This is a genomic window from Bacteroides sp. (assembly GCF_019417265.1).
In the GTDB taxonomy this organism is placed as follows: Bacteria; Bacteroidota; Bacteroidia; order Bacteroidales; family Bacteroidaceae; genus Phocaeicola.
This window is the reverse complement of record NZ_DXVR01000008.1, coordinates 37,976-58,358: the sequence shown is the minus strand read 5'-3', so window position 1 is coordinate 58,358 and position 20,383 is coordinate 37,976. Positions and strand designations below refer to the sequence as shown.

General features: G+C 40.4%; 8 protein-coding genes. 1 reads left to right on the top strand and 7 read right to left on the bottom strand.

The features are described from left to right. The first annotated feature begins 453 nt into the window (after positions 1-453). The gene (locus QZ379_RS02305) at positions 454-2,043 is read left to right on the top strand and encodes a fimbrillin family protein (RefSeq protein WP_291557874.1); all 1,590 of its coding nucleotides are present in this window, start codon (positions 454-456) and stop codon (positions 2,041-2,043) included. 553 nt (positions 2,044-2,596) lie between these two features. On the opposite strand, the gene QZ379_RS02300 is transcribed toward QZ379_RS02305, so the two are convergent. The 7 genes from QZ379_RS02300 to QZ379_RS02270 all read right to left on the bottom strand — a co-directional run bounded on the left by QZ379_RS02300 (position 2,597) and on the right by QZ379_RS02270 (position 20,347). Further along, complete coding sequence (locus QZ379_RS02300) at positions 2,597-6,424, bottom strand: sulfatase-like hydrolase/transferase (RefSeq protein ID WP_291557872.1); 3,828 nt, start codon at positions 6,422-6,424, stop codon at positions 2,597-2,599. 72 nt (positions 6,425-6,496) lie between these two features. Next, the gene (locus QZ379_RS02295; RefSeq protein WP_291557870.1) at positions 6,497-8,746 is read right to left on the bottom strand and encodes a DUF4955 domain-containing protein; all 2,250 of its coding nucleotides are present in this window, start codon (positions 8,744-8,746) and stop codon (positions 6,497-6,499) included. A 22-nt stretch (positions 8,747-8,768) separates the two neighbouring features. Beyond that, positions 8,769-10,472, bottom strand: coding sequence for a RagB/SusD family nutrient uptake outer membrane protein (locus QZ379_RS02290; RefSeq protein WP_291557866.1), 1,704 nt, complete (start codon positions 10,470-10,472; stop codon positions 8,769-8,771). 10 nt (positions 10,473-10,482) lie between these two features. Next, a complete protein-coding gene (locus QZ379_RS02285) occupies positions 10,483-13,485 on the bottom strand; it encodes a SusC/RagA family TonB-linked outer membrane protein (RefSeq protein ID WP_291557861.1) in 3,003 nt (1,000 codons plus the stop codon). Between the two features lie 19 nt (positions 13,486-13,504). Beyond that, entirely contained in the window at positions 13,505-15,322 is a 1,818-nt protein-coding gene (locus tag QZ379_RS02280; RefSeq protein WP_291557857.1) for a RagB/SusD family nutrient uptake outer membrane protein, read from the bottom strand. A gap of 14 nt (positions 15,323-15,336) precedes the next feature. Beyond that, positions 15,337-18,498, bottom strand: coding sequence for a TonB-dependent receptor (locus QZ379_RS02275; protein WP_291557854.1), 3,162 nt, complete (start codon positions 18,496-18,498; stop codon positions 15,337-15,339). A gap of 433 nt (positions 18,499-18,931) precedes the next feature. Beyond that, positions 18,932-20,347, bottom strand: coding sequence for an arylsulfatase (locus QZ379_RS02270; protein ID WP_291557852.1), 1,416 nt, complete (start codon positions 20,345-20,347; stop codon positions 18,932-18,934). Positions 20,348-20,383: the final 36 nt, after the last annotated feature.

Sequence of the window (20,383 nt, the reverse complement as noted above, 5' to 3'; positions counted from 1 at the left end):
AATCAAATCCATTACCATATTCTTCCGCATTTCACTTTTTTGTAGTAACTTTGTACGTTAAATATATTGCATATAGGTAGTTTATATGTATTCGTTGCCGTATATAATGTACAATAAAATCAAATATTCATAATACTATTTCAATACAGGTTTTTGTCGTACAAATATAATGAACTGCTTACCTCAAAAAATATATAATATTTTCGGAAACAATATTTCTTTTATAATCATTTTTTGATATGCTATTGTATTAATTATAAGGTATTTACCTCTTGTGTTATACCTTTTTGTGTTGTGGAAGTAATAACTCAAATTTGGCATACGATAAAGTGGTATGTTTTTAGGCACAAATGTACAATACGTGATTGGATAAAAATGTTATTTTTGTACTACTTAAAAGCAAATGTTTGAGCCTTGAAAAGAATAATCTCAAAAACATAAAAACACATAAAAATGAAAGTAAGGAATTTATTTATCGTTACAATGGGAATGTTTTCTTTCATGTCATGCCAAAAAGATATGGTAGATAACAACAACGATGTGAGCAGCGGTAATGTTGACTTTAAGATGAGTATAAAAGCTACTCCAAGTTCTAAGACTACACCAAATGGCGAATATGGTACTACATTTGTCAGTGGTGATGCTGTAGGAGTTTTTGCATTGGAACGTGAGAATGTAAAATTTTCAAATGTAAAATATCTGCATACGGGTGAAGACGATTGGATGGCAGGTGATAACCGAATTCAGATAAAAGAAACAGAAGTATTAGATTATTATGCGTATTATCCATATACGGATAAAGCGACTTTTGACCAGAATTTCACTACAAGTGTTTCGACCGATCAAAGTGCAGGATACATGGAGAATGATTTTCTTCTTTCCGGCAAGATTAGCGCAACTGAGAAAGGGCAAACAGAGGTTGTCTTGAATTATGACCATGCATTTTCTCTTGTAGAGGTAACTCTTAAGGGTGACAGGGTTACGGAAGGAACCATGGTTTCTCTTGTAAATGTAAAGAAAAATGCCAATATAGATATTAAGAGTGGTGAAGTAGCTACCAGCGGTGAGGCGAACGAGGAAATTATTATGTATAATGTAGAAGGATATAAATACCGTGCAATTGTTCCTGCACAAGAATTTGTAGCTAACAAAAATTTTATCAGAATTGAAACCAATGAAGCTGCCTTTGATGTCTCAAATGAAAGTACTATAGCTTTGGCTAAAGGTAAATATACTAGTATGGCTATTGTGATTGGCGATGCAAATCCTAAAGTTGATATCAGCATAAGCAATGGTACGATAGCAGATTGGGGTAACAGGACTGAAATAAACGATGACGACCTTGTTATTGACAAGGAACCGATAGTAAAGAGCATTATAAGTCCTCTTGCTTCTGATGTACTGACTAAATGGAATAAAGAATTGACTGAGTCAAATTGGTATGATTTCATAAATGATAATTACAAGGCCGGAAAAGCTGAAGTAACTGAAGAAACAGGAACTGTCTGGGGAAAGGCTGCAAAACTGACATTTACATCTTCTGCCGATCCTAAAACAGGAAAAATTTTAGGAAACAGTTATTATATTGCTCCGATTGGTTATTATAAGGCTGATGCAGTGGATATTTCAACCAATGGTATATATATGCTTACGTTTAAATATAAGGGATTCTCTACATTCAAGAAGGAAGGAGAGGATAAACGAGATAAGGTTGGTATCGTATTATATTTACATGAAGGACAGGATAAGTTTGCTATAGGAAGCAATATGGATGCTGTTAATAAACTTAATGCTACTACTGTTTCTATTTCTAACGTAGATACCGATGAATGGCAGAACGCTACGATATATGTAAACTTTAAGAAAATATCTTCAAAGTTAGGGTCTGCTGAACCTGGTGGTTTTAATGATAATACCGACGTAAACAATTTCTTTCTTAAGTTTTATACAAAAGATGATAAAACAACGGCGGATTATCCTCAAAGGATATCTGAAATCTTTATATCGGATGTAGAGATGGTTCCATACATGCCTGAAAATTAAACAATAAATACGCAAGTCTAATTGAAGAAAATGATGTCCGCAGCGATGTGGACATCATTTTTTTATGCGAAGTTCGTGAATTGTTTATCTTGACATGATACTTATTTATAACAAGATTCCTATGTTAATTGGTGTGACACGTACGTGTTACGCCAATCTTGGCAGGGCCTTTACTGAAGTTTGGCTTATCATACTCTCAGTTGGCTAGTACGGAGTTTCGTTGTTGGCTATGTCTCTGTTGACGATATATTTGTTCAATGCGGATTAATTTTTCTGTATTTGTAAGGAAAAAATAATCTACATCCGTAAATTTTTATGTATTAAATCTTGTCTCATTGTCGGCCTGTAACCTATAGGTTGAACTTGTGAGGCTTAAATTATTGAGTACTCATTGCTCTATTCATTTATATTTTACAATTTCAGTATGTTTTTAATTTGTAGGACATGCTGAAAAAAAGGGGTTGACCTCGTTATGAAGTCACCCCCTTTCCGTAAATTGGAATTACGTATTGTTTTTTTAAGTCAATTTATTGTCGTTGTATTACTTTGCGGATTATAAGCTGATATTTGCTGTGATGCTCTTTCCACAGTACAAGTCTTGCGGCATATCTATTTTAGCCGATTTGCCATCTATCGTGATAGTTATTGTTTTGATGTCCGGATTCATTGTAGCATCTGCTATCGATATTTCATATCTGCCCTTGCCTTGGTCCTTAATTACTATGCCGCATGGCGATGATACGCTTATGGTACGTCCTTTGTAGTTCAGTGTTTCGTCGGCGGAATAGAATACTGCCGAGATTACTTTCTCTTTTTCCGATGCTACGGCCTGTATCAGAGTATCGTTGCGGAGGATTTCGAACGGTAGTTCAGCCGATGGCTTACCTTTTCCGGTAAAGACGACATATCCGTATGTGTCGTCGGTCGTTTTCTGCCCATGGTCGGTCCATATGCGCAGTACCGGCACTGTGGTCGGGAGGTCGGTGCGCTTCTTGTTGGTAGGGTTTAGTTTCTCCCATTCAGTTTCTTTCTCTTCCAATGATACATATAGGTTGGAGGTATACTCTGGCAATACGGTATAAGAGAATTTTCCTTTTTGTGTAATCCATATTCTGTCCTTTCCCCGGAGGTCTATTTCCTTTACGCCTTTGTTAAGTTTTTCACTTCGCCTTCCCACGGACAGTATGACATCGTTTTCCAATGCAGTCTGGTCGATGGTGGTGCGTATGCATCCTTCCATTTCCGGCCTGTCGTTTGTAATTCCTGCTCCTAAGGCAATGAAATAGTCGTCCATCATGAAGTAGCCCTTATGCGCCCTGGAACCGTAGAGCATCGGGTTTTCATCATACAGAGCCTGTTTCGTTCCATCCATGTTCTTGTCAGCTCCGTGTATTTTTTCGAAAATATATCCTGCGGCTGCATATTCCGAGCGGTCTGTCGCCCCGACGGCAAAGTTGTGTTTGCTGCAATATCCGCGCCAATTGGTTACGGGTTTCAGCCTGTCCATACCCTCACGGGCAGTTACTCCGGGCGATGCAGTGACATCCCATCCTCCTATGATTTTGAAATACTCGTTTCCGTTTCGTATGAACAGCGTCATTCCGTCGGTAGGATAGAAATTATAGTTGTCGGCAAATGCAGCGCTTTCCAGTCCGTCGCTTCTCACAGTTCCCATATTCACGGATATCATATGGTCTTTGTTCTTCTTTATTATATCATCGTTGTTGAAGAACCATCTTATGCCGTTGTATATACCCTTGTCATATCCGGCCATCAGTATTCTGTTTTTGTCTGCTTCTTTCTGCAGCTGTTCGAGCTCTGTGATTTCTTTTTCCGAGAAAGAAGAGGACCAGTCTCTGAGTATAAGGTCGAGCATTTTCTTGTAAGGTATGTGGCTTTCGTAGGGATTGTAAGAACACGAGTTCCTGTCTATTCCCACCAGGCGGTATCCCTTATAGTAATACCAGTTCCCTCCGCGGAAGAAGTTCATAAGCGCTTTTACGTTCTCCGGCTTAAGTGATGCCGCCCATGGAGTACCTTTCAGCATTCCCAACATATTCAGTGCATTGAATGTGCCGTCTATAGGGTATCCCCATATCAGACACTGCTTGCCGTGTCCCCATCCGGCACCGTCGGCAGTAAATCCCTCTGTCCAGAACGATTTGTCATAAGTGGTCTGCGATGTCATGTCTATACCTTTGAGACATATATCCGCAAGCAGGTCAATCATTGGTACAGACGAGAACATTGCCGCTACAGGGAGCAGTGAACGGTAGGCCAATGCATTTCCTCCAACCCACCATACATGTTTGCGGAAGCGGTCAACGGATATTACGTTATTGTCTGTATCATCGTTTCTCAATGGCTGTGTGTATGCCTCAAGTCCAAGGACTTTAAGCATGTCGCATGCCTTCAGAGTCAGTTCCGACGACTCTCCGTGTTCTGCCTTGTCCATTTCGTCAAGACATGCAAAATATATGTTCGAGGCGGCAGACGGAATGGCAAAACATGACGCATGGAAACGCTGTACGTAGTTGGGACGCGATATCTCTATGTTGCCGTAATGCAGTACGGCTTTCATGAGTTTCTCAAAAGTATTGTCGTCGTATTTTATATTGCCTTCATTGCGTGAATGACATACAGAATACACCCTGTTCAGAGCTTTTGCGATGAAAAGTCCAACCTTGTCGTCGGTAGTATTTTCGTATCCCTTGTAGTAGTCGCCGTTTTTTCTGAACCCTTCTTCTATGGGATTCATATCGGTAAATGTTCCGTCGTCCGCCAACAGTGACAGATATTCCTTTACTGCTTCTGTTCCGGGGTCTTTTACAGCTCTGTACGGCTTGTCGTGGAAATATTTCCTGAGCGTCTTTACTGCTTCTGCCTTGCGGCTGTCTTTATTCTCTTTTGCCTGTTTGCTGTACTTGCGGTAGTTGGTGTATGCAAAAATCTGTTCGGGCGACATACTGCATTTAGCTGTCTGTTCTTTTTCTGTGGCAGGCTTGAAGAAAGGATTTAGCTTGAAATCATTTGGCGAGTTTGTCTCTTTGATTTTTTTCTGCAGTTCTGTCATCATTTCGTAGGCCTTACCCGGATATGATGATATAAGGTTCTTCTTTTCGCCTATGTCATCTTTTATATTATACATTTCGTAAAGGCCTGTTTCATAGTTAAGTATGATTTTCCAGTCTCCCTTACGCAACACGCTTACCGGGCGCGAGCGGAATACCCTGTCTGTAGTTTCCTTGTTCCCGCCTTCGAGGTATGCCGGGAAATGCCAGAACAGTGTACGTTCATCTTCATTAGACTCCTCTTTGCCGTTCAGTATGTTTACAAGACTTTTTCCGTCGAGTCTCAGATTATCGGTCTCCGTTCCTGTCAGTTCCATAAGGGTAGGGAAGATGTCGAGCTGTGATACTACAGCATCCGGATGCTCTGCCTTTTCGAACTTTCCTTTCTGATAGACAATCATGGGTACTCTTATACCACCCTCGTAGAATGAGCCTTTACCTGCACGGAGCGGCCATTGGCGAGATATGTCGTAAACAACTCCATTGTCTGTAGTGAAAATTATGAGAGTATTCTCTTCTATGCCTTTTTCCTCTACAGCCTTAAGTACTTTGCCTACCGCACGGTCTGCTTCTTCTACTAATGCGGCATATACCGGATTATTGTGTGCAGCAGTACCTTTTTTCTTTTTGTATTTCTCTATAACTTCTTTTTTTGCCTGAAGAGGAGTATGAACAGCGTATGTTGCAAAATAAAGAAAGAATGGCTTGCTGCTGTCGGCTTTCTTTATCAGGTTTACTGCTTCGGCCGATAATCTTTCTGTGAGGAATTCACCTTTCGGACCATCTTTTAAGTCTGGATTTCTGTATGGTGAGAAATAAGTATTAGGATGTCCGGCATGATTCCCTCCAATATTTATATCTATACCACATTTCTTAGGCGATTCTGTGACATGCCATTTACCTATGTGATATGTAGCATATCGGTTGTCTTTCAATACCTTTGGCAGAATCTGAAATCCTTCGGGCAGAGATGTCCTGTTGGGATAGCTTATAAGTTTTCTTTTTGTCTTGTTTCCTCTGTCGGGATTTCCTACAGTATATATACCGTGCCGCATAGTATTCTGTCCGGTAAGCATACAGGCACGGCTCGGGGCGCTGTTGGCTGCGCCGGCATATGCCTGTCCGAACCATACACCACTGGTTTTCAGACGGTCGATATTCGGAGTTTCGTAATACTTGCTGCCATTGCAGCTCAGGTCTGTCCATCCTAAGTCATCAATATTTATAAGGATGATGTTTGGTCTTGTATCTGCATTTATGCTTCCTGCATAAATCAGAAAAGGAGTAATAGGGATAATTTTTCTGTACATACTGATTGTTATAAAAAAGTTTACCCAAAACGGACACGTTTTGGGTAAACATCTGTTTATACTTAATTTGTTTTATTTCAATGCTTTCAGCCATGCAGGAACTTGTCCGAGACGTTTTTCGAGCTGTGCTTCGTAGAGAGAACGTGGCTCTACCGGTACACCGTTACTTTCGTCGAGTTTTACCTGCTCAAGGTTGAAATTTGTCTTTTCACCGTGGAATCCTATAAACAGAGGCATATGTATCTTCCATCCGCCCCAGTTATTGAATCCTGCCCCTTGAGGAGAATGTGTCGCATAGAAGTTCCATACTGTGAGGTCACCCAAATGGTTTGGCAATTCGCTTTCCGCACCTCCGTGACGTCCCTGGAAGAAAGCTCCCGAACAATTGTCTATCAGAGTAGCGCGAGGCTGTGTGGCATGAGCCTCGAAACATGCGTCCGAACCCCATGAAACATTCCATATTACAGCACCCATACTTGGTTTTGATACACCTACAGAGTGGAACTGTCCTACACCCTTTTCGAATGCTTTAGTCTTGGCGTTTATACCGTCGGAGAAGTCTTTTATCTTACCCATGAATACTCTTGATGAGCCGGCAGAGCGGATTGCAGAGTGTCCGCGGAAACCATTAATGTCGATGTCATAGACAGATACATTTGCACTACCTGTTACGGAGCAGGCTTCGCTTATACTTGTAAACTCTACTCTTCTCATCCAGCTGTTTGTTACACGCTGCATGTTTACAGGTTTATATCCTCCGTCATCGTCCCATGTTCCATGGTGTATGAATTCAGGTTTTGCTTTTCCTACGAATGTGAGGTCTTCAATACCTATCTCTTCATAGTGAGGATACTTTCTCAGATACCATCCCCATTTCTTTTCTACTCCATACATCAGCGGCTCCTTGAATGTGACTACGTCTCCTTCTATTTTTTCTATCTGATGATAGTCCTGAACCTGAACTCCATCTTTTACAATACCTGTCCATTTGTCGTTTACAGGGAATGGAGCAAGCTCCTGTGCTACCAATATCGGGTCGTTGTTTTTCATTGTCAGTGCAACCCATTCTCCTACAGAAAATTTGCTTGCATTATCGACAGTAATACTGAATGTACCCTTTGGTGAGTCGGATGTAACTTTAGAATTATCCCCAAATCCGGAATTGTGCTTTATATTAAGCAAAGTAGGAGATGAGTATAATATATTTTTGTCCGTGGGCAAGTTCGGAGCATCCATTATAAGTTTTGTTTTTCCCTTACCGTCGCCTTTGATTACAAAGTGCCCTCCATAAATACCTATAGGGTTACTTGTATTATTGCCTTTGCTGTCGTAAGCCGGGTTCTTTTTATTGGGGCTATTGGTATTGTCAGCTTCGCTGTGTAATATATATTCGCCCTCTGGGAAATAGAATATAACTTTTGCTTCAGGATTCTGATATGCCTTGCTCTCTTCATCAATACGTGTAAGTTGATGTTTTTTCAGGAGCTGAAGGAATGCATCTCTTGCAGAAAGTTCAGGATGTGCGTTCATGTATTCGCGTACATTTTCTTCTACATAGCCGCTACCTTTTAGTGACGCAACACTTGGTGCCTCTACTTCTGCATGTTTGTATCCTGCATAAGAGAAGTCAAGCAGAAGATTGTCTGATGCTCCGGCTGTAAACTTATTCCATGCTTCTGTAGTTGTTTTCTTTATTACTCCTGATGTAATGGTATAATTGTCCGATTTCAGGATAATCTGTATTGTGGCTCCGTCTTCCGATTCGTTATAAGAGGCAAATGGAGTATAGTCTGAATAGTCTGACGATATGTTGCTGACAGCAATATCATTAAGCATGTTCCATTTGTTACCTCCGAAAGAGACTTCCCATTTGTTTGCTATATTCAATCTGAACTGAGGTGCTTTAGCTTTACTCTCTTTTGAAACTGCTTTTACGGTATTACCTTCGCTGTCTGTAAGAGGAAGAATTTCGTTGTTCCACAGGTATGTCCAGAAACCGTCCTTGTCTATTCCTGCTATAGGAATGTTTACACTTTTACTCTCGCCGTTTATGGATATTTCGAATGAAGTATCATCATCGAAAGCAAACGTACATCCTTTGCCGTCCATTCTGCTGAAGTAGCTGACTTTCTCGCCGTTTACGATTCTCATCAGTGCCTTGATGTCGTTGTTCATTCTGGCTACCACCGAACCCTCTTCGGGAGAGTTCGGCAGAGTACTTGTAATATCTTTGTTCATATCGTGTACTACTTCGTCGCTACAGGATGATATGTATCCCATGCTCAGCATAAGTCCGATAAGTGGTATAAATCTTATTTTCATAATGTTTTCTTAAAAAGATGAATTAATTGTTGATTTCCCATCCCGGATTCTGTGTCAAGTTTTCGGGATTAATATATACTTCTTTCTGAGGTATAGGATACAGATACATCTTGTCTTCCCAAACTCTGTCCTGTATCTTCTTCGCTGTGTATGTCAGCGTACCTCCGTTGTTCTGTATTTCTACACCGTATATTTCCTTTACGACATCACCGATTTTCCAGCGTCTGATGTCCCAAAAACGATGGCCTTCGAATGCAAGTTCCACGCGGCGTTCGTTGCGTACTTTCTCACGGAACTCATCCTGATTAGCTGCTTTTACATCAGGCATGTTTGCTGCCTTTCTCACCTGGTTAAGAGCTGCTCTTGCCGAGAGATGGAATTCACCGTCCGAGTAGTCAGGACCTTTCCATTCGTTCATGGCTTCTGCATAGTTCAACAGAACTTCTGCATAGCGGTACGAAGGGTAGTGGTGGAACTTCTTCACGTTGTTTGTCGGGCTGAGGTTTACAGTCTCATTAATGAGTTTCTTCATGTAGTAGCCTGTAAGAGTGGCACCGTCTGTAGGAAGACCGTGCTTTCCTCCTGCGAATGTCTCTACTTTTTCTTCCATAAATGTATCTCCGTTGTACATTATGTTTTTATAGAAACGTGGGTCTCTGTTTGCATAAGGCTTTGTCTGATCGAAGTCAGGAGCATCTGTTACCCAAGTATTGCCTACAAGTTTCACTGAATATCCGTTTTTTGTCTCAAAAGCATCCACTAAGTTTTGTGTCGGAGTATTACCACCTGAAATTTCAAATCCTTTGAAACCAATAGGAAGATTTCTTGCTTCGAACGAGTTGTTTTCGCCACCTCTTGTTTCGAATATCATCTGTTTGGACTTGAAGAGGTTATTACCGCCTTCTTTATTGTACAATGGGTCACTATCAATATTAGGTAATGAATAAATACCTGTTTTGATAATGTCCATTGATGCTCTTGCAGCAGCTTCCCAACCTTTCATCTCGTCCTGTCCTTCGCTGAACAGTGGGCTTGCTGCATAGAGTAGCGCTCTTGCCTTTATAGCCATTGCGGCACCTTTAGTAACTCGTCCTGTCTCTTCGAAGAAACTGGCGTGATCTGTCGGAAGTGAGTTAGCTACAGAGTCACACTGCTGTACGATGAATGCGATTACCTCGTTGAAAGGGGTCTTTTTAACTTTATTTGCTTCTTCCGGAGTAAGGGTGTTTTTCAGCAATGGAACATCTTTATATCTCTTTACAAGTTCGAAATAGTATAAAGCTCTAAGAACTACGAGTTCGTTTGAGTACATCCTTGCCTTTTTGATTTCCTCTTCATAGTTTGAGCTCCATGCATATCTCTGCAAGTTTTCTTCAGAATAGTTTTCGAAGAAAGAGTTGATATCATGTATCACTTCGTAATAGTTCCCCCACTGGTTGTCTATAAGGTTGAGGGGACTCCATGTGTTGTTGTACATTTTATATACGGCATTGCTTTCCCAGGTGAATGTAGAGTTGTCAGTTGCAGATTCTCTCAACGCTCCTCCTATTGCACCAAAATCGGATGGCAGTTTTCTGTACGCAGCATTGGCAAGGCTCTTTATATTTTCGAAATATGCATAAGCCTCTTCTTTAGTCTTTCCCTGCGACTCGTCGAAGTCGAGGTAATCACATCCGGATAATAAACCGGCAAATGAAAATGCGATAAATAATTTATTTAGTTTCATAAAGGTAATTTTAGAAATTAACGTTTACGCCAAAATACAATGACATCATGTCCGGATAGTTCAGCGACAGGTCTTCGCAATTGAGGTATTTTATGTGGTCTAATGAGAACAGGTTGTTTCCTCTTGCAAATATCATACATTTGTTAATCTTCATGTTCTTTGTCCATTCCTGAGGCAGAACATAATAGATGTTCAGATTTCTGAGTTTGAAGAACGAACCGTCAACAAGCCACTGTGTACTGCTACGGAAGTTATTATTGTTTGACAGAGTTGTAAGACGTGGAACATTGGCTGTTTCCTTTGTCTCTTCAGTCCATCTCACTTTGTCTTCGATATACCATTTTGAAAGGTTGCTGTTTCCGTTTCTCAAAGGCCAGTAAACACTCTGAGTATCGAGCATTCTGCTGTATTGGCCAACTCCTTGGAATACCATATCTATACCGAATCCTTTATATTCGAAACCAAGACTGATACCGTAGTTTATTCCTGGAATCTTACTTGAGTAACCTATGGCAACAACGTCGTTTTCGTCGATAATCTTGTCACCGTTCTGGTCTTTATACTTGATATCACCCGGTCTTACTTCAGAGAATACCTGTTTCGGACTGCCTGTTATATCTTGCTCATCATTGAAGTATCCTATTGCTTCAAGACCATAGAGCTGTCCGTATCTGTTACCTTTCTTAGACAGATAGTCGAATGGCTTGAATCCTTCTCCATTTTCTACTATTTCTGTGTCGATGTATGAGAATGTTCCACCTACGTAGTAATTGAAGTCTTTTCCTATCTTATCTTTCCATGTCATCGCCAGTTCTGCACCTCTCGACTTCATCTCACCTATATTCATCTGGGAGGTCTTTGTACCAAGTACTTCTGAATAAAGATTGTCTGTACTGATGAGAGTGTTTTTTCTGAAATCCATAAATGCATCGGCAGAGATTGAAAGCTTGTTCCATAATGTTGCATCAACTCCTATATTGTATTTGTCTGCAATCTCTATGTTCAGATTTTCAACTGGTAATGTTCCAGCAATAAGACCACCCATGCTTTGTGGAGTGTCGCGGAACAGATAACCGGAAGTACCAACCCAGAATCTTTCGTCGATATCATAACCGATATTGTCGAGACCGGCACGTCCCCAAGAAGCTCTCAACTTAAGATAGTTAAGTATCGGTGACTTCATGAAACTTTCGTTGGACAATACCCATCCGGCAGAAATGGCAGGATATGTTCTGAACTTATCGCCGTCCGACAAAACACTTGTTCCGCTGCGGTTTACCACTACGTCGAGCAGGTATTTGTCTGCATAGTTGTATCCGGCAGTAAGGATGTACGACTGTCTTTTATACGTAGCGTTTCTACCTTTGGACATTGCATATTCCTGAGAATACATCAGAGCTCCGTTTACAGAGTGAAGACCGAAAGCGCGGTCGTACATAGCCTTTGCATTAATAACAGTTCTGATGAACTGAGCTTGAAGAAGGTCGCCTGGAGTAGAAATACTGAGCGCTGCACCGTCATTATCAAAAATCTGATAATTCTTTTTGTATTCACCGGTAACAGGGTCACGGTTCAGTGATACGATTTCGTATGGGGCTTTCTTTGCTCCTTCTTCGTGGAATACAGCACTGTTATCGTATGATATACCGGCTTCGGCACTAAGTCCTCTTGTAACCATTGACAGATCCTGGCGTATGCGCAAGTCCGACTGAAGCGAGCGTCTGTTCATCTTATAATATCCGACATCAGCAATATTTGCTATAGGATTTAATTTGAATCTCGTGTTACTTGCCCATATTCCGTTTGCTGTCTTTACAGGGAATGCAGCAGAAGGTACATGATTCAGAGCTGAGAAAATATCACTTTCTGATGTTCTCGGACGTTTCGACTCATAAAGTTCGCCATACATGTTAAGACTTACCAAAGTGTATTTGGTGATGTCTATATCAAGGTTCATACGTGCATTGAGATAGTATTTTTTCATCTGTGCAGTATATCTGTCCGAGTATTCAGCCAGGCTGTTGTCAAGCAAACCGTAATCGTTCTTGTAGTTTATTACAGAATAATAGCGCAGTTTTTCGCCACCTCCTTTGAATGATATATTCAGCTGATTGTTGATGGTATGGTTACGAAGAGCTTCTTTCTGCCAGTCAACATTAGGATATAGCTCTCTGTCTGTGCCGTTCTTGAATGCATCTAAAGCCACCTGATCATATTCAGGATCTAATCCGTCATACTTAAGGGCTTCGTTCTTCATCTGGGCATATGTATAACCATCAACATATTCTGCCTGATTTATAGGCAATCCCATACCGAATGTGTATTGTACATCGATATTATGTTTGTTGTATTCACCTCTTTTTGTAGTGACAATTACTACACCGTTTGCACCGCGTGTTCCCCATAATGCAGTTGCAGCACCGTCCTTGAGTACTGATATATTTTCTATGTCGAGCATATTGAGGTACTTCAAATCGCGTGGAACACCATCAACAATTATAAGAGGTTCCGTACCGTTTAATGAGCCTCCTCCTCTCACCATAAGAGTGGCTCCGTCTGTCCATCCGGTATTCTGTTTTACAGTAAGTCCCGGTATAAGACCGAATAGTGAGTTGCTTACATCTATTGTAGAGTTTGTCTCAATATCTTTACCTGATATAGTAGAAATGGCCTGAGTCTGTTCTCTTTTAGACTTTGGCAATGTTCTGTTGTCAAGTACAATATCAAGTTCATCAAGACATATGTTCAATACGTCCGAATTAACAAGAACGCGCTTTGAGAGACCATCGGCGAAATTTACTACGATATACTCTCCTTTTTCAGCTTCGATGGTGAAAGTTCCTTCCTTGTCGGTGATTACTTTTTTGTCATTAGTTCCGACAGTAGAAACAGAAGCTCCCAAAACAGGTTCACCAAGGCTGTTTTTTATAATGCCGGTTATTGTATTTTGAGCCATTGATGATAAGGCAAACGAACCGGCAATTACAGTTGACAATATATATTTCTTTTTCATAAGTCTTTTGGTTTATAGATTATTCCCATCCCGGATTTTGTATCAATCCGTATTTCTTGTTTATTTCTACCAAAGGTATAGGACACAAGTAATACTTGTCTGACCAGTTTTCAACCCATACTCTTCTGTTTATGACATTTTCATCACGTTCGAATGTGAACTCTGTATATTCACCGTTTACTTTGCTTCCTTCTACCGGATATGCCAGTAGATAGGCTATAGGTTTATCAAGATAGTCTTTATGCTTCCATCTCATAATGTCGTAGTAACGAACCTCTTCGTAACCGAACTCAACGGCACGTTCTGTAAGGATATATTCACGTAAATCCTCTCCCGGAGCAACTTTTTCTTTTGTAACCTTTGGCATATCTACTCTTTCACGTACCAAGTTGATATAGTCATAGGCATCTCTTCCGAATTCGTCTTTCTCCGTTGCTTTCCCAAGCTCGTTCATTGCCTCTGCTATGTTGTAGTAAACTTCAGGGAGTCTGAGCAGAGGACACTGGTAGAATTTACCTCTAAGTTCATCATATACGTCGAGGGTATGCTTGCGCTGCCCCATACCTGTTCTTCCAAGTCCTCCCCAATTATGTTGTGGATTTCCTCCCATTGTCTTAGGAACATCTCTACCTCCTACATAGAATTGTGCCTTGCGCCCTTTAAACTTGTCGCCAGTAACCCAAAGCGATTCATATAAACGTGGGTCGCGTGTCTCTTCTCCGTTTCTGTTGAAGAACGGATACTTTCTGTGGTCTGGATTATCCCAGTTGAATTTCTCTCCGTCTTTTGTCTCAAACAAGTCTGCATAGTTAAGTGTAGGACAACCGGCAGAGTATCGTATCTGAGATACTGCTTTACAGTTTACATCCCATGTAGTATATCTGTGGCTTGATATCAGTACTTCGCCATTATATCTGTTGAAGTATCCTTCGAAATAGCTTCTTCTTGGTTCTCCTTCATAATCTACAAGTTTATATTGTGATGAGGCTCTGTTATTCTCTCTGATAAAATCTAACCCTGCATCAAGAGCGTCCTGCCATCTTTGTGCCGAATAGTCACCATACCATACATATTTCTTTTCGGCAGCTTCTCCTTCATGATAAGGTTCCGTATTATTATATAGCGGACTTGCAACGAAAGTAAGCAATCTTGATTTCAGTGCTAAGGCTCCTGCTTTTGTCATTCTTCCGTCATCTTCTGGTTTTACACTCCATGGAAGTAAGTTTGCAGCATCATCAATCAGTTTACATATTTTCTCTACAGATTCTGCAATTGTCATTCTCTCCATTGTGAAATCATCGGATGCACTGTATATCTTGTCTATCCAAGGCATACCTCCAAGATTCCTTATAATGTCAACATAGTGATATGCAATTATCATCATTGTCTCTCCCTTACGTATGTTTTTTTCTTCCTGTGTCATGTTAGGAACTCTGTCAACATTATTGAGGAAGATATATGCCTGACGGATTCCGTATGTAGCCGAGAATTCACCATGCTCAATATCGTATGACATCTGATATACCGAAGCGGCTGCATCTTTTGATGTCAGTGTACCTTTATGATATGAAGTACCTCCACTCTTGAGGTTGTCGGCAAGATCGGTTATACCTTCTTTGATACCCCACGATAGTCTGTTCTTGTGTGGCTGGAAATCGGGCAGTGTATGATAAACCTGGGCGAGCTGTTGCTCTGCGAATATTTTGTTGTTGAATACGGAGTCGATATTGTATTCATCCGATGTCGGCTTTTCCAGGAATTTGTCACCAAATTTAAAGTCCTCACATCCGGTCATAACTACCGAAGCAAGAAGAAAAGCATAAATATATTTTTTCATATGCGATGTCTTTTTTAGAATGTTAGATTTAAACCTAAATTGTATATTTTCACAACCGGATATGTGTCTCCGTAATAACTTGGATTAGACTCCGGATCCATTATCTTCAGGTGGTCGAATGTCAACAGGTTGTAGGCTGTAAACTTAACACCCAATTGCTTTATTCCAATTTTTTTCAATAACGGATTATTGTTGAAATTATATCCTACAGTAAGATTCTTTAGTTTCAGGTATGAACCATCCTTCACCCATAGTGTAGAATTCATATAGTTGTGAGCCTGGCTGTTGAGAGACAGACGTGGCTGAGTAGCTGTTTCTGCTGTTTCGGGAGTCCATCTGTTATCAACGTGGAACTGCATCAGGGCACGTCCTTCGGCCGAGAATGGCTTACGGAAGTTCTCTGACAGTACGACAGAACGTTCTGCAGCACCTGCCCAGTTCATAGTGAAGAAGAACCCTTTATAATTGGCTCCGAGGTTAAGACCGAATACGTAGTTAGGACGGTTTGAGAAACCAATTTTTTTCTGGTCGTCAGGAGTTATCTTATTATCATTGTTCAAATCAAGATATTTTACGTCACCAGGTCTTACCGGCACCTGCGGAATAGGAAGTCCTTCTTTAAGAACCCAATTTTCTGTATCAACAAAATCTTCTTCTGAATAGAAACCGTCTGCCACATAACCTTGTACTATGCCTACAGACTGGCCTGTAAGTCTCATATATGGTTCGTTAGGCTCAACTTCGTCCATGAATATGATTTTATTTTTAGAATACGACATGTTAGCGTTAACATTGTAGTTGAAATTCTCACCTATTTTGTCATTCCATGTCATGTCTATTTCATAACCCTTGTTCTTTACACGTCCCATATTAACTACAGGCATAATTTCTTTTGTGAGTGCAGTAAGAGCGGGTATTGTTGTACGGTTGATAAGGATATCCTTTCTGTCTTCCATAAAGTATTCGAGTTTTACTTTAAGTCTGTTATTAAGGAAGTTCATATCTATACCGTAATTCTGTTTCAGTGCAGTTTCCCATGTTACTCCAGGATTGGCAAGTCTTTGTTCTACAGAACCCGGAGTCTGTGTCTTGTTGTTAAGTCCGAAGTTGTATCCCCATTTGTGGTTTCTCCAGTCTTTGTCTGTAGCCAGAAGGTTTACATCGTAGCTGTCCGGCAAGTACAGATAACGGTAACTGTTCATATTGTCATTACCTACGAGACCTATAGAAGCACGCAGTTTAAGGAAATCGAATACTTTCTGGTTCTTCATAAAGTTTTCTTCAGAAATAATATAACCGAGAGAGAGTGCCGGGAATGTACCGTAGCGCTTATCCGGAGCAAAGTTTTCGGAACCGTTGTATCCTATATTGAATTCTGCCATATATCTTGACTTATAGTCGTATGTGGCACGACCTACAAGACCTACATAAGCTGTTGGGATATAAGGCATTTCTTTTGGATAATATGTCTTGTTCTGGTTATAAAGGATAAGACCTGTGACATTGTGATTACCGAACTTACGGTTATATCTTACACTTGCTTCGAAATACCAGTTACGTCCTCTACCATAATTATATCCTATTGATGCTTTGGACTTCTGGCCTGAAATTCTATATACAATGTCGTTGTTGAAGTCTGGATTGTAAATATCGTCAAGAGTCATTCCTGAGCCGTCAACCTCAGAAACATAATAAGGAGTATAGACTTCACATGGAGATTGTCTTGTCCTTGTATATTTATAATTGGTATTATATACACCTTTTACTTCAACTGATAATCCTTTAGTAACAAAGTCAAGTTTCTGAACAAGATGCATATCCATGTTCATCGTGTTGGTCAGTTCTTTTTTGTTTCCTCCGAGCAGATACATTTCAAGAGGATTAACCATTTTGATATTTTCATATCTGCTACCCTGAGAAACCATCAGTACACCATCTACTATACCCGGGCTACTGAATGGCTGTGACTGGTTGATTTGTAACCACAAATCACTTCTTGTAGGTTCCTTTTTATCGCCTACAACGCCACCTATACCAAGTTTCAGAGTTGTCGATTTTGTTATACTGAGGTCAAGATTTGTTCTATAGTTGTAACGGTTGTAGTTATATCCCAAATCTTCGCGTCCGAAATCCTTGAACAGACCGTCCTGATGTAGGAAACCGGCAGAAATAAAGTATCTCACGTTTTTGGTACCTCCAGATACGTTTATATTGTGCTGTGTCTGGATAGCTGCATTCTTTGTAAGATATTCACGCCATTTTATACTTGGAAACATTATAGGTTCGTCGCCTGTGCGAAAACGTTCTATAACATAATCGCTGAATATAGGCTTACGTCCATCGTTCCTTTCCTGTTCATTATAAATAGTGGCATATGTATAACTGTCTGCCATATCAAGCGTACGAGTTGGCATCTGGAAACCTACAGAAGAGTTTACTGATATTTTGGCTTCGCCTTCTTTACCGCGGCGTGTTGTTACAAGAATAACACCGTTTGCACCACGCACACCGAATACCGCTGTAGCAGAAGCATCCTTCAAAACTGTAACATTTTCTATTTCGTTAGGATCCATCTGGAAGAAAGAACGTTCAACGCCGTCTACAAGGATAAGTGGTGTAGCACCGGCATCGCTAAGTGAGCCGACACCGCGGACGAAAATCTTCGGATCTTCAGCACCCGGCTGGCCGCTGGTCTGTACAGTAGAAAGACCTGTCACTTTTCCGGCAAGTGAGTTTGCTACGCTGGCATTTGGTGAAGCGATGAGTTCTTCAGTCTTTACAGAAGAGATGGCACCTGTCAATGTCTCTTTCTTCTGTACGCCGTATGCCACTACTGTTACTTCTTCAAGCTGCATGGACGATTCTTTAAGAGTAACATTGAAATGTGTTTTGCCGTTCAATGCCAGCTCAACGGAGTTGTAACCAATAAAAGATATCACTAATGTTCCCTTTTTTGCATTTGGTACTTGCAAACTGAACAGACCGTCAAAGTCTGTTATAACTCCGGTTGTACTACCCTTAAGTATTACACTGGCACCAATAACAGGTTCACCAAATTCATCAATAACCTTTCCTGTTATGGCATTTGATTGACCGAAGGCGGTAATCACATAGCATAGAAGAAAGGTAAACACCCAAAAGCGTGTTTTTCTTAGATTAACTTTACTTTGTCTCATACATACTATTTTATTTATTCATAATATTATTTGTTATAAGGATGTCGGTAATGCATTTTGTCGTACTTCAATATAGCGTTGTAAAGAATACGGTTTGATGCATTTTTAATATTGCAAAAATATGATGTAGTATTTTTATGAAATAGTATAAATTTGAATTTAATTAATACTTTTTCGGTGAAATATTACTATGTTTTTGTGGTATATGTCAGCTATGGAACATTTTATATTGCATAATAGCAGAACTTCGTAAAATGACATAATAGCATTCTATGTATTATATATTGTGATTATATTTATGTATAGATTGGTGTTTTTGCCTTTGGACTTTTTGGTATGGTAAATCTGTAATCTGAACTGCTGTAAGGTGTTTACAAATGGGATAGGATAACATAATAAATCCCGCAAACAAGAGCTTGCGGGATTTATTATGTTATTTCTTTTTTTCGAATTCGAATTTCCAGAATTCGCTTTCAACGTGCGATTCTTCCATTATCTTTTTTAATTTGTTTATTCTTTTTTCGTTGTCTGATGCCAAGTCGTGTTTTTCTTCCGGATCTGATTTTATATTGTATAATTCGAAATGTGTTTTCTCCGGGTTGTTCACATTGAATTGGATAAGTTTCCAGTTATCTTTTATCACGGCTCTTCTGCCTCCGAGTTCATGGAATTCGTAGTATAGGTATTCGTGCTTTTTCTGTCCTTTCTTTCCTAATAATGTTGGCAGGTATGATATTCCGTCCGTTCCTTCAGGAAGTTTAGCTCCTGTGAGTTCGCACATAGTAGGCATGAAGTCCCAGAATGTAGATTGATGGTCGGTCGTGCTTCCTTTTTCTATTGTTCCATTCCAGTAAACGATGAAAGGTGTCCTTATGCCTCCTTCGTAGAGGTCGCGTTTGCCTCCTCTGTATATGCTGTTGCTGTCGAAATAGTTAGGGTCATGTCCTCCTTCGTGGTGTGTGCCGTTATCGGAAGTGAAAATAACTATGGTATTGTCCAATATTCCTTTTTCCTTAAGCTTGTCGATGATTCGCTGTACATCCCTGTCAAGGCGGCTTACCATGGCTGCAAAAGTGGTTCTTGGCTTGTCTTGCGGGCAATAAGTCTTGGTTCCCTTGAATGGTTTTTCTTCAAATTTGCCTTCATATCCCATATATTCGTTGTCCGGTACAATGAGTTCGGCATGAGGTATGGTGGGGGTAAGATACAGGAAGAACGGTTTTTTGCTATTATCGTCGATGAAGCGTAGTGCCTTGTCCATTATCATGTCATGCGAATATACTTTCTTGTCCAACTTGATGACATCTTTGTTTTCGAATAACTGAACAGGGAAATAAGTGTGGGCATTAAGTTGTCCCAAATAACCGAAGAAATAGTCGAACCCTTGTTTGTTAGGGTGACCTTCCCCGTTAGGACTTCCCATTCCCCATTTACCTATGCAGGCAGTGGTATATCCTTTTGTCTTGAGTACTTCACCTATCGTCACTTCTTCCGCTTTTAGATTCAAGTCATATATTCTTCCATCTTCCGCTTTCCTGCCTCTATTTCCTCTCACATATGAATGCCCGGTGTGTTTCCCCGTAAGTAGTACACATCTGGACGGCGCGCTTACAGTTGAACCTGAATAGTGTTGAGTAAATTTCATGCCGTTTTGAGCCATTTTATCTATGGAGGGTGTTTTGATTGTTTTCTGTCCGTAGCAACCAAGATCGCCTATACCGAGGTCGTCAGCAAGAATAAATATTACATTTGGGCTTTGTGATTTTTCTGATGCGGCATACAATCCCGATGAAACACCGAGGCCAAGTATGGCCAAAGATGCTTTTTTTATTGAATCAGTAAGTAACATATATTATATAGTATTGGTTAATTATCAGAATCTGGT

What these genes read in the sequence shown, in the direction of transcription:
- QZ379_RS02295 (WP_291557870.1), bottom strand. Translation starts at nt 8,746, where the DNA reads ATGAAAATAAGATTTATACCACTTATCGGACTTATGCTGAGCATGGGA.
- QZ379_RS02305 (WP_291557874.1), top strand. Translation starts at nt 454, where the DNA reads ATGAAAGTAAGGAATTTATTTATCGTTACAATGGGAATGTTTTCTTTC.
- QZ379_RS02300 (WP_291557872.1), bottom strand. Translation starts at nt 6,424, where the DNA reads ATGTACAGAAAAATTATCCCTATTACTCCTTTTCTGATTTATGCAGGA.
- QZ379_RS02275 (WP_291557854.1), bottom strand. Translation starts at nt 18,498, where the DNA reads ATGAGACAAAGTAAAGTTAATCTAAGAAAAACACGCTTTTGGGTGTTT.
- QZ379_RS02285 (WP_291557861.1), bottom strand. Translation starts at nt 13,485, where the DNA reads ATGAAAAAGAAATATATATTGTCAACTGTAATTGCCGGTTCGTTTGCC.
- QZ379_RS02290 (WP_291557866.1), bottom strand. Translation starts at nt 10,472, where the DNA reads ATGAAACTAAATAAATTATTTATCGCATTTTCATTTGCCGGTTTATTA.
- QZ379_RS02280 (WP_291557857.1), bottom strand. Translation starts at nt 15,322, where the DNA reads ATGAAAAAATATATTTATGCTTTTCTTCTTGCTTCGGTAGTTATGACC.
- QZ379_RS02270 (WP_291557852.1), bottom strand. Translation starts at nt 20,347, where the DNA reads ATGTTACTTACTGATTCAATAAAAAAAGCATCTTTGGCCATACTTGGC.